Here is a 12,229-nt window from a genome sequence, read left to right on the forward strand (position 1 = left end):
AAGCAATTGACGTGTAAACTTAAATCTTGGATTTTATCCAAGTGTTAACTTTTGGTTAAGTTAATAAGGGCGCACGGTGGATGCCTTGGCACTAGGAGTCGATGAAGGACGGCACTAACACCGATATGCCTCGGGGAGCTGTAAGTAAGCTTTGATCCGGGGATTTCCGAATGGGGGAACCCACTATCTTTAATCGGATAGTATCTACACGTGAATACATAGCGTGATGAGGACAGACGCAGGGAACTGAAACATCTAAGTACCTGCAGGAACAGAAAGAAAATTCGATTCCCTGAGTAGCGGCGAGCGAAACGGGAAGAGCCCAAACCAAAGAGCTTGCTCTTTGGGGTTGTAGGACACTCTATACGGAGTTACAAAAGAATGAGTTAGACGAAGCGACTTGGAAAGGTCCGCGAAACAAGGTAAAAGCCCTGTAGTCAAAAGTTCATTCCCTCCAGAGTGTATCCTGAGTACGGCGGAACACGTGAAATTCCGTCGGAATCCGGGAGGACCATCTCCCAAGGCTAAATACTACCTAGTGACCGATAGTGAACCAGTACCGTGAGGGAAAGGTGAAAAGCACCCCGGAAGGGGAGTGAAATAGATCCTGAAACCGTGTGCCTACAAGTAGTTAGAGCCCGTTAATGGGTGATAGCGTGCCTTTTGTAGAATGAACCGGCGAGTTACGATTACGTGCGAGGTTAAGTTGAGAAGACGGAGCCGCAGCGAAAGCGAGTCTGAATAGGGCGAATTAGTACGTGGTCGTAGACCCGAAACCAGGTGATCTACCCATGTCCAGGGTGAAGGTGAGGTAACACTCACTGGAGGCCCGAACCCACGCACGTTGAAAAGTGCGGGGATGAGGTGTGGGTAGCGGAGAAATTCCAATCGAACCTGGAGATAGCTGGTTCTCTCCGAAATAGCTTTAGGGCTAGCCTCGTGATTGAGAATACCGGAGGTAGAGCACTGTTTGGACTAGGGGGGCATCTCGCTTTACCGAATTCAGACAAACTCCGAATGCCGGATATTTATACACGGGAGTCAGACTGCGAGTGATAAGATCCGTAGTCAAGAGGGAAACAGCCCAGACCACCAGCTAAGGTCCCCAAGTAATCGTTAAGTGGAAAAGGATGTGGCGTTGCTTAGACAACCAGGATGTTGGCTTAGAAGCAGCCATCATTTAAAGAGTGCGTAATAGCTCACTGGTCGAGTGACGCTGCGCCGAAAATGTATCGGGGCTAAACGATTCACCGAAGCTGTGGATGCATACTTTGAGTATGCGTGGTAGGAGAGCGTTCTAATAGCGTTGAAGTCAGACCGGAAGGACTGGTGGAGCGATTAGAAGTGAGAATGCCGGTATGAGTAGCGAAACATGGGTGAGAATCCCATGCACCGTATGACTAAGGTTTCCTGAGGAAGGCTCGTCCGCTCAGGGTTAGTCGGGACCTAAGCCGAGGCCGATAGGCGTAGGCGATGGACAACAGGTTGATATTCCTGTACCACCTCCTCACCGTTTGAGAAATGGGGGGACGCAGTAGGATAGGGTAAGCACGCCGTTGGTTGCGCGTGTTCAAGCAGTAAGGCGTGTATGTAGGCAAATCCGCATACTATAACGTTGAGCTGTGATGACGAGCTCTTTAGAGCGAAGTTCCTGATTTCACACTGCCAAGAAAAGCCTCTATCGAGGTGAGAGGTGCCCGTACCGCAAACCGACACAGGTAGTCGAGGAGAGAATCCTAAGGTGTGCGAGAGAACTCTCGTTAAGGAACTCGGCAAAATGACCCCGTAACTTCGGGAGAAGGGGTGCTTCTTTGGGTGCATAGCCTAGAGAAGCCGCAGTGAATAGGCCCAGGCGACTGTTTAGCAAAAACACAGGTCTCTGCAAAACCGTAAGGTGACGTATAGGGGCTGACGCCTGCCCGGTGCTGGAAGGTTAAGAGGAGCGGTTAGCGCAAGCGAAGCTGTGAATTGAAGCCCCAGTAAACGGCGGCCGTAACTATAACGGTCCTAAGGTAGCGAAATTCCTTGTCGGGTAAGTTCCGACCCGCACGAAAGGCGTAACGATCTGGGCACTGTCTCAACGAGAGACTCGGTGAAATTATAGTACCTGTGAAGATGCAGGTTACCCGCGACAGGACGGAAAGACCCCGTGGAGCTTTACTGTAGCCTGATATTGAATTTTGGTACAACTTGTACAGGATAGGTAGGAGCCAGAGATCCCGGAGCGCCAGCTTCGGAGGAGGCGTCGGTGGGATACTACCCTGGTTGTATTGAACTTCTAACCCATGCCCCTTAGCGGGGTAGGAGACAGTGTCAGGCGGACAGTTTGACTGGGGCGGTCGCCTCCTAAAGAGTAACGGAGGCGCCCAAAGGTTCCCTCAGAATGGTTGGAAATCATTCGAAGAGTGTAAAGGCATAAGGGAGCTTGACTGCGAGACCTACAAGTCGAGCAGGGTCGAAAGACGGGCTTAGTGATCCGGTGGTTCCGCATGGAAGGGCCATCGCTCAACGGATAAAAGCTACCCCGGGGATAACAGGCTTATCTCCCCCAAGAGTCCACATCGACGGGGAGGTTTGGCACCTCGATGTCGGCTCATCGCATCCTGGGGCTGTAGTCGGTCCCAAGGGTTGGGCTGTTCGCCCATTAAAGCGGTACGCGAGCTGGGTTCAGAACGTCGTGAGACAGTTCGGTCCCTATCCGTCGTGGGCGTAGGAAATTTGAGAGGAGCTGTCCTTAGTACGAGAGGACCGGGATGGACACACCGCTGGTGTACCAGTTGTCTTGCCAAAGGCATCGCTGGGTAGCTATGTGTGGACGGGATAAGTGCTGAAAGCATCTAAGCATGAAGCCCCCCTCAAGATGAGATTTCCCATTACGCAAGTAAGTAAGACCCCTGAAAGACGATCAGGTAGATAGGTTCGAGGTGGAAGTGCGGTGACGCATGCAGCTGACGAATACTAATCGGTCGAGGACTTAACCACATTTTATTGCACAACTCAATGAAACGTTTATCCAGTTTTGAAAGAATGAATATTTTTTCTAAGGGTTTCATAGACACAAGCTAGTCGAGGAAACGACTGAGTGATGGAAGGAGCGTACTTAAGTACGTGACTGAAAGAGCGAGGGAAGTTGACGAAGGATAGCGCCGTGTATTGGAAGCCGAAAATAGTGAAGTGATGATGGCAAAGAGGTCACACCCGTTCCCATACCGAACACGGAAGTTAAGCTCTTTAGCGCCGATGGTAGTTGGGGGCTTCCCCCTGTGAGAGTAGGACGTCGCTTCGCACACAAAAAAACCACTGAGAAATCAGTGGTTTTTTTATTGTCTAATTCCTATTTGAAGATGTTAAAATTCCAAAACCTCCCGTAAATTATTAATGTAAGATTGACTTACTGGTAATTCTGTCCCCTCATTTAGCTGAACAATAAAGTTGGAAGTTAAATCCCGTGAGATTTTCTTTATATAGTAAATATTAATAATACAAGATCGATGAATGCGGATAAAGTTGGACGGCAACCTTGTCTGTAATTCTTTCAATGTGACAGCCGTTTTATATTGTTCACCTTGAGAATAAAACCAAGTTCGTTTTTGAAGGCTTTCAATATGTGAAATTTGATCAATAGGAATAGGCATCCAGTCTTCTACTTGCTTGCCTGTTAAAAATTTGTAAGTATCCGGTTTCTTAATTGTAAAAAGGGGAGGAAGGACAACAATTAAAGCCCCTTGCTCTCCGTTTACAAGGATGGGATAACCGATTGCATAATAAGGTGTCTCAAAAAGTGTACTTTCCATGACTGCATCTGTTTTTTGTCCTGTCTGGAGAACTTGGAAAGCAATACTGTCTTCTGGAACAGCAGAGCCTACCTTTAATGTGAATTGGTGATGACCCGTACTGAAATAAATATAAGTGTTATTTACTGCTATTGCTATCGATGCTTCTGCTGGAATCCAGTCTTCTAAAATAGTTTTGTACTGATTAAAAATATCTTTTTCGACATCAATTTTTTGTAATGACAAAGTAAATCCACTCCTTCTGTATTATTGCCTAAATATGTTTCGTCCTCCAAATAAGATAATTCATCCTCATTTAAACTTAATTTGTCAGAAAATAATGAAAAGTTAATCTTTCTGTTATACATTATATTACAGCAAGATGTTCTGTTATGGAACAGGGGATAGCAAATTTTCCTAACAGAATTTTCATACACAATGGGGAAGGTGGAAATTTATCATGTCAACACGTCAAGAAAGAATTGAAGCTTTACAAAAACAATGGGCAGAAAATAAACGCTGGGAGGGTATTGAGCGTGGCTATACAGCTGAAGAGGTTGTAAAGTTACAAGGTTCATTCATCCAAGAGCAAACATTAGCAAAGCGTGGAGCTGCTCGTTTATGGAATTCATTACATGAAGAGCCGTTTATCAATGCTTTAGGTGCTTTAACGGGGAATCAGGCAGTACAGCAAGTAAAGGCAGGTTTAAAAGCAATCTACTTATCGGGGTGGCAAGTAGCGGCTGATGCGAACCTTTCTGGACAAATGTATCCGGACCAATCTTTATATCCAGCAAACTCTGTACCAGCAGTAGTAAAGCGCATTAATCAAGCTTTACAACGTGCTGATCAAATCGATCATGCTGAAGGTCGCGATGATGGCTTCGATTGGTTTGCACCAATTGTGGCTGATGCTGAAGCAGGCTTTGGTGGTCCATTAAACGTATTTGAGTTAGTTAAAGGAATGATTGAAGCTGGTGCAGCTGGTGTCCATTTAGAAGACCAATTAGCTTCTGAGAAAAAGTGTGGTCACTTAGGTGGTAAAGTATTATTACCAACTCAAAACGCAGTACGCAACTTAATTGCTGCACGTCTTGCTGCGGATGTTGCGGGTGTTGATACAATCTTAATCGCTCGTACTGATGCTGACGCTGCTGACATGGTAACGTCTGATATTGACCCACGCGATGCAGAATTCTTAACAGGTGAACGTACTCCAGAAGGATTCTACCGTACAAAACCGGGTATTAAGCAAGCAATTGCTCGTGGTTTAGCTTATGCACCATATGCAGACTTAATTTGGTGTGAGACATCTCACCCATCTTTAGAAGAAGCTCGTGAGTTTGCTGCGGCAATTCACGCTGAATTCCCAGGGAAAATGTTAGCGTACAACTGCTCGCCATCATTCAACTGGAAAGCTAAATTATCGGATGAGGAAATTGCAGAATACCAACGTGAATTAGGGAAGCTTGGCTACAAGTTCCAATTCATCACACTTGCAGGTTTCCACAGCTTAAACTTCGGTATGTTCGAGCTTGCGCATGACTACAAAGACAATGGTATGGCTGCTTACTCTAAGCTACAACAAGCTGAGTTTGCTGCAGAGTCTAAAGGTTACACGGCAACTCGTCACCAACGTGAAGTAGGTACTGGTTACTTTGATGAAGTATCACAAACAATTTCAGGTGGTACATCATCGACAACGGCTATGTCTGGTTCTACTGAGACAGAGCAATTTGCTTAATAAGTATAGACTTTTAAAAGAGCAGGATTATGAAAATAATTCATAAACGGGGAACTGCTCTATATGTAATAAATTATCTCTTTTTACCCGCCCTTCCTATTCAAAGTGTTATCGGGGATGTAGCACTTAGTAGATAACCGTTATGTAATGGGCGATTTCGAAAGTAATACGAAGGTTGGGGAAAAGAGATAGGATTTTGGATTTTGAACTTGAACATCTTAACTACGATACAATCTATATCGAATTGGACCGCGATTTAGAATGGGATTGCCTCCCAAAATAGAAGCAAACTTAGGGGTTTTGTATAAATGGAAATATGTCTTTCTAGCTTGGATGGGGCTGGAAAGGCATTTTCCATTTTAGTAGATAGGAAATTATTTTAGGAGCTTTTAATTACTAATTGATAGGGGAGCCGTTTATATGAAAAATAAAGAACTATTACTTGTACCTGGACCAACACCTGTAATGGATGAAATTTATGATGCTTTGGCAAGTGAAACGAGAGGACATACAGATCCTCGTTTTGTGGAAATATTTAAAAATGCAATTACGAATACGAAAAAGCTTTTTAATACTGATGGAGAGGTGTATGTAGTAGCGGGCTCCGGTACATTGGCAATGGAAATGGCCATTGTAAATACTGTTGCTAAAGGGGAACGTCTTTTAGTCATTAGTCATGGTTATTTTGGGGATCGTTTTACACCACTGGCAAAGGCATTTGGTATTGAAGTCGACGTGCTACAGTCTACGTGGGGGGAGCGTGTGGATGCGCAACTTGTTGAAGAAACTGTAAAAGCAAAGTCATATAAGGCAGTCACGATTACACATGCAGATACATCAACAGGTGTTGCTTCCGATTTAGATACGCTTATTCCGATCATTAAAGCATCGGGTGCGCTTGTAATTGTGGATGGTGTCGTAGCGACGGCAGCTCTTCAAGAGGATATGGGTAAATCGTATGGTAAGGAAGATTATAAGATTGATATCGTCTTAACAGGTTCACAAAAAGCGATTGGTATTCCACCAGGTCTTGCAATCGTTGCCTTTAGTCAACAGGCTTTGGCTGCCCGTGAACAAATTGGGACAGTTCCTGCGTATTATGCGGATATACATAACTGGCGCAATATTATGGAAAACCCAGCGATGTATTTTGCGACACCACCAGTAAATTTAATTTATGCATATGATGTTGCATTGAAAATTGTATTGGAAGAAGGCATGGAAAAGCGCGAAGCTCGACATATTGCCTATGGAAAAGCGGTGCGTACAGCGTTACGTTCATATGGCATGACACCACTTGCAGAGGAAGAAGTAGCGGCACCGACATTAAGCTGCATTTTATATCCTGAAGGGGTGGATGACGGGAAGTTTCGTGCAAGTCTGGCAAGTCGAGGCGTTATTGTAGCAGGCTCGTTAGCTCATTTGGCTGGAAAAGCATTCCGTATGGGACATATGGGTAATGCGACTTCCGAGATGCTGCAGCAGGCCATTATTGCGATCGGTGAAGCATTGCAAGAACAGAATATAGAAGTAAATATCGAAGAAGCGAAAAAGGTGTTCTCACAGCAAATTGAACAGGCAACAGTAAAAAGTTAAGTTTATAGAAGATAGAGGGGGCTAAAGAGTAATTTTAGCTCCCTTTTTATGATGAAGTCAGAATGATGGCTCACTCATACTTTGTTCCATCGACTGTTTTAACCAGCGTGTTGCTTCTGTATAGTCTTGTGTTACACCAAGTCCTTTTTTATAGAGCATTCCAAGTTGGAACTGGGCTTTAGTATGTCCTTGTATAGCAGCGAGGCGATACCATTTAGCGCCTTCTTGATAATCTCTCATTATTCCTTCGCCATTTGCATACATTTGGCCCAATTGAAATTGTGCTTTTGGATGCCCCTTTTGTGCGGCTTGTTGAATCCATTTAAATGCCTCGGTGTAATCTTGCTTTGTCCCAAGTCCTTTATCAAACAGATTGCCGAGCTGATATTGTGCATGGAGATGTCCTTGTTCTGCTGCGGAGCGGTAACAGCGGCGGGCTTCATCATAATTGACAGAAGTACCGAGTCCTCTTTCGTAAAGTAATCCAAGCTGGTATTCAGCTTCCGCCTCATTTTTGCTAACAGCTGCGTAAAACCATTTAAGTGCCTCTTGATAATTCGGTAAATGGTGTTCATCACCAAGGTAAAAAAGCCCTAGCTGGAGCTGTGCTTTTGCATGGTTCTGAATAGCTGCGCGTTTCAACCATTTTACCGCTGTTTCTGTAGCACCGGTTTCTAAATAAAGCATACCTAAATCATAGTTTGCACTAATATGTTCGCTTGAGGCAGCTTTTAGTAACCATTCTAAGGCATTTATTTGGGCAAGCGTTGTATTTTGTTGCTTATAAATAAGACCGAGAGTATATTGGGCATTTGTATGGCCGTTATTTGCCGCGAGTGTCAGCCATTTAATCGCCTCTTCTTCACTTTGATCGATGCCTTGACCTGATTTATAAAGTAATGCGAGTTGGAATTGAGCATTCGTATGGTTTTGAATAGCGGCTGATAAATACCAGCAAGCTGCAACGTTATAGGAAAGTTTGACACCATCGCCTTTTGTATATAAATAGCCTAGGTTATATTGCGCACTAGCATCTCCTATTTTGGCTGCCTGTAAAAAGAGGTCCGCAGCCTTTTCGTAATTTTGTTCTACGCCCTGTCCCTTATGATATAAGAAACCTAGATTATTCATGGCGCTTGTGTTTCCTTGCTGGACCGCTTTTTTATACCATTGTGCAGCTGTTTCATAATTTTGCAAAACACCAGTCCCCTGATTATATAGCGAACCGAGATTATACTGGGCATCTGCATTTCCTGCGTTTGCAGCTAGTTCATATAATTCGGCTGCCCTTTTTTCATCCTGTTCAACACCTTGCCCGAGCTGATACAAGATGCCAAGTGCATACAGTGCGTTACTATCCCTCTTTTCAGCAGCTAAAGAGTACCATTTTGCCGCTTCTTTTAAATTGCGAGGGACACCTTTGCCATGATTGTATAAAACGCCGAGATTGTATTGTGCAATGGTATTGCCTTTTTCTGCAGCAATTAAAAACCATTTAGCGGCCGCTTCATAGTCATAGGCCGGCAAATCTAACTTCCCGAAAGAAGAGGGAGTGAGACTTTCGATTTCGAATGGTACTGATAACTTTTCTTCTGTAAGCAACTGTTTTGTGTACCAGCTAGTTAAATCCATTAAATAATCCAGCACGATTTTTGCAGCCTTCGTATCGATTAAATCATTTGCCTGGGCTTCGGTCATTTTCAGAATTAAATTCATGAGCAAATAAATGCGGCGCGGTTTTATTTTTTCGATAAAGTATTTATTGTTCAGGAGGGTACGTAGTTCGCTTACTGTTCCGTCTTTCTGCATCTCCTTTGCATATAAATCCCGTACGATCATGCGGAGCGCAATATTAGATTTCTTTAAAGAGAGCATAGGGTTGGAAATGGTGTAACGGGCAGAACCCTGCAGTGCTTCTGCTAAAGGGCGATGTGTTTCCGGAATTGAATTAATAACTTTTGTAAGTAAGTCACGATTTACCATAAATATTCACTCCCTTCAATAACACTAAGTAATCTTTTTATCGGAGAGGAAGATTAAAAATGAATAGGAAGCATTTATAACACCAATAATATAGAAAATATTGTATGATAATTGGAAAACAGCTGGATGGGTGGTAGGGACAGTATGAAACGGATTATAGATAAATCGCAAAAAAGGGAAAAAGCAGATTTCATTATTCAACATGCACAAATAGCAGATGTATTTAATCTTCGCTGGCGACAGGGGGACGTCGTAGTAGCTGACGGGAAAATCATTGCCATCTCCGAACCAGGTGAATTTGAAGCGGATGAAATTATTGATGCAAGGGGAAAGTATATTGTGCCGGGTTTTATTGATGCCCATATACATATCGAGTCTTCCATGCTGGCGCCGAAGCAATTTAACCGGATTATCCTTCCTCATGGTGTGACGGCTGTCGTAACCGATCCGCACGAAATTGCCAATGTTGCTGGAAAAGCTGGCCTGGAGTTTATGTTGCGGGAAATAGAAGATGTTGAAATGGATATTTATTATATGCTGCCATCCAGCGTGCCGGGGACATCCTTTGAAAATGCAGGGGCTGTATTAACAGCAAAAGATTTAGCGGAGTTTGTTCATCATGAGAGTGTGTTAGGGCTGGCAGAAGTAATGGATTTTCCTGCTGTCTTAAACGGTGAGGAAGGGATGCTTTCAAAGCTTAAGCTTGCGCAAGATGCTGATATGATTATAGATGGGCATGGTGCAGGTTTAACTAGTGCGCAAATTCGTGGGTACCGTGCTGCAGGGATTGCTACTGATCATGAATGTGTAACAGCAGAAGAGGCGCTAGATCGTGTGGAACAAGGGATGTATGTGTTGATTCGTGAAGGTTCTGCTGCTAAGAATTTAAAAGCGATCTTACCCGCTGTGACGGTTGCTAATGCGCGGCGATTTGCATTTTGCACCGATGATAAACATTTGGATGAGCTTATAGAACAAGGGAGCATAAACTATGCTGTTGCTCTTGCCATTGAAGAAGGCATGGATCCATTACTTGCAATTCAGTTGGCATCATTAAATGCTGCCGAATGTTACCGCTTAAATAATAAAGGGGCAATCGCTACAGGTTTTGACGCGGACTTTTTATTAGTAGATAACCTGCAGACGATGAAAGCTTTAGCTGTATGGAAGGACGGTAAAAAGGTTGCTGAACATGGTAAAATGCTTACTCCGGCTCCGGAAAAATCTATTATTGAAACGTCTATTTTACATTCGATGCATTTACCAAAGCTATCAAAAGAGGATTTACGCTTGCCGTTTAAAGGAAATCGAGCAAATGTAATGCAAATCGTTCCTAATCAATTAATTACGAAGCGGATTGAAGCAAAAGTTGATGTAGTGAATGGGGAATTTATTCCTTCTGTTAAAAAGGATTTGCTGAAGCTTGCGGTTGTGGAGCGCCACCATCATTTAGGAACAAAGGCAGTGGCCATTGTACAAGGGATCGGCATACAAAGCGGGGCGGTAGCAACAACGATTGCCCACGATTCCCATAATGCAATTGTCGTTGGAACAAATGATGATGATATGCTCGTAGCACTCAATGCACTTCAGGAAATGCAAGGTGGACTGGTCATAGTAAATGAAGGAGAGATCATTGCTTCGTTGATTTTACCTATTGGAGGGCTTATGACGGATTGTTCAGCAGAAGAAGCGAAATTGGAACTTCAAAAATTACATGAAGGACTTCATATTATTCATCCTACACTTAATTATCATTTGTTTTTAACATTGTCCTTTTTAGCTTTGCCGGTCATTCCGGATATTAAGCTAACTGATACGGGCTTATTCGATGTGAAAGCGTTTAAGCATATTCCGGTAGAAATAACTGACGGTGGGGAATCTCATTGAATTTTCCAGCATTAACCGATAGAATTTAGGGAATATCTCTATTTCTAAGGAGCATGCAAAATGGATCGAGTCATAGTTGTTATACCAGCATTGAACCCGTTACCCGCAGTTGTAGACTTTGTTCGGAAATTACAGGCACTGCCACTTGCAGGCATTATTGTTATCAATGATGGCAGTGATAAAAGATATAACAGTACATTTGAGCAATTAAAGCAGGAAAACTGCATTGTTTTAACGCATGAAAAAAATTTGGGAAAAGGTCGTTCGCTGAAAACGGGGATGGAATACATACTAAAATCTGCAGAACGGCCAAAAGGTATTATTACAGTAGGTGCACATGGTCAGCATTCTGTATTGGATGTAGAGCAAGTGCTTTCAAGTACAAAGATTTTCTCGGATGGGATTATACTAGGTATTCGCGATTTTAAAGCTTCAGACTATCCTTTTTTAAGTAAACTTCAAAACCGTGCGAATTCGATATTGTTTGAGCTATTTATACATAAACGTCTACTCGACATTCAGACTGGTTTACGTTTTATTCCGAGGGAGCATTTATCTTGGCTGTCAAAAGTAAAAGGGGAGTCCTTTAACTATGACACGAATATGCTCATTGAAGCGATTAAACGAAATGTCCCTTTATATGAAGTACCCATCGGTTATGCCAAACTCCGGAAAAACTCGATAACTTATTATGACGAAGTATTGGATCCGACGAAAATTTTCCAGCAACTTTGGTTAAACTTTCTTCGTAAAGGCAAAATGCCAAAAGAATTATCTTCAAAGCGGAAACGTAAATGATTACAAACAGCAAAATTAAGGGAATATATAGGGAGAATGGAGGAGAGAAATAATGGCTGAACAATTTAATTTTGATAAAATGATCGATGGTCAGGAAGAACACTATTCAGAAAATAAATTCCTCAATAAATTTAAAAAATTCGGTGGCGGTTTAGGCTATAAAGCAATGCATGCAGCAGCTACACTTTTTGTGGCATTACGTAGCCCGGATATGTCGAAAGCGAATAAACTGATTGTTCTGGGGGCGCTCGGTTATTTCATTTTTCCGATTGATTTAATTGTCGACTTTTTACCGCTAGTTGGTTTGACGGATGATGCGTTTATTATTTTAACTGCGCTTGGAAAAGTGTATCTATCTATTACTGATGAAATGAAGTTGGAAGCGAAGCAAATGATTGATTCGAAATTTGAGGCGCAGTAAGTAAAAAGAGGTCAAGGCGATTTT

At 43.1% G+C, this 12,229-nt stretch carries 7 protein-coding genes and 2 rRNA genes; 7 read left to right on the plus strand and 2 right to left on the minus strand.

From position 1 onward, the window contains the following. Positions 1 to 53: 53 nt before the first annotated feature. Both MHH95_RS04980 and rrf read left to right on the plus strand, forming a co-directional pair. Positions 54 to 2,982, plus strand: a 23S ribosomal RNA gene (locus MHH95_RS04980). 188 nt (positions 2,983 to 3,170) lie between these two features. Next, positions 3,171 to 3,286, plus strand: a 5S ribosomal RNA gene (rrf, locus tag MHH95_RS04985). 61 nt (positions 3,287 to 3,347) lie between these two features. Here rrf and MHH95_RS04990 read toward each other — a convergent pair. Further along, positions 3,348 to 4,019, minus strand: coding sequence for a LytTR family DNA-binding domain-containing protein (locus tag MHH95_RS04990; RefSeq protein WP_340726629.1), 672 nt, complete (start codon positions 4,017 to 4,019; stop codon positions 3,348 to 3,350). Between the two features lie 214 nt (positions 4,020 to 4,233). On the opposite strand from MHH95_RS04990, the gene aceA reads away from it, so the two are divergent. Together aceA and MHH95_RS05000 are read left to right on the plus strand one after the other, a co-directional pair. After that, a complete protein-coding gene (aceA, locus tag MHH95_RS04995; RefSeq protein WP_340726630.1) occupies positions 4,234 to 5,517 on the plus strand; it encodes an isocitrate lyase in 1,284 nt (427 codons plus the stop codon). Positions 5,518 to 5,937: 420 nt separating this feature from the next. Beyond that, positions 5,938 to 7,113 carry a pyridoxal-phosphate-dependent aminotransferase family protein gene (locus tag MHH95_RS05000; RefSeq protein WP_340726631.1) on the plus strand — a complete coding sequence of 392 codons (1,176 nt, stop codon included), beginning with the start codon at positions 5,938 to 5,940 and terminating at the stop codon, positions 7,111 to 7,113. A 57-nt stretch (positions 7,114 to 7,170) separates the two neighbouring features. Here the strand turns inward: MHH95_RS05000 and MHH95_RS05005 are convergent, their stop codons facing one another. Continuing rightward, positions 7,171 to 9,096, minus strand: coding sequence for an SEL1-like repeat protein (locus MHH95_RS05005; protein ID WP_340726632.1), 1,926 nt, complete (start codon positions 9,094 to 9,096; stop codon positions 7,171 to 7,173). Between the two features lie 144 nt (positions 9,097 to 9,240). On the opposite strand from MHH95_RS05005, the gene ade reads away from it, so the two are divergent. The 3 genes from ade to MHH95_RS05020 are packed head-to-tail and all read left to right on the plus strand — an operon-like array spanning position 9,241 to position 12,205. Continuing rightward, positions 9,241 to 10,986 (plus strand): adenine deaminase, encoded by a 1,746-nt coding sequence (gene ade, locus MHH95_RS05010; RefSeq protein WP_340726633.1) that lies wholly within the window; start codon positions 9,241 to 9,243, stop codon positions 10,984 to 10,986. A 60-nt stretch (positions 10,987 to 11,046) separates the two neighbouring features. After that, a complete protein-coding gene (locus MHH95_RS05015) occupies positions 11,047 to 11,784 on the plus strand; it encodes a glycosyltransferase family 2 protein (protein ID WP_340726634.1) in 738 nt (245 codons plus the stop codon). 52 nt (positions 11,785 to 11,836) lie between these two features. Further along, complete coding sequence (locus tag MHH95_RS05020) at positions 11,837 to 12,205, plus strand: YkvA family protein (protein WP_191701682.1); 369 nt, start codon at positions 11,837 to 11,839, stop codon at positions 12,203 to 12,205. The last annotated feature ends 24 nt before the right edge of the window (positions 12,206 to 12,229 follow it).

Source organism: Solibacillus sp. FSL K6-4121, assembly GCF_038002585.1.
Taxonomy (GTDB): domain Bacteria; phylum Bacillota; class Bacilli; order Bacillales_A; family Planococcaceae; genus Solibacillus; species Solibacillus faecavium.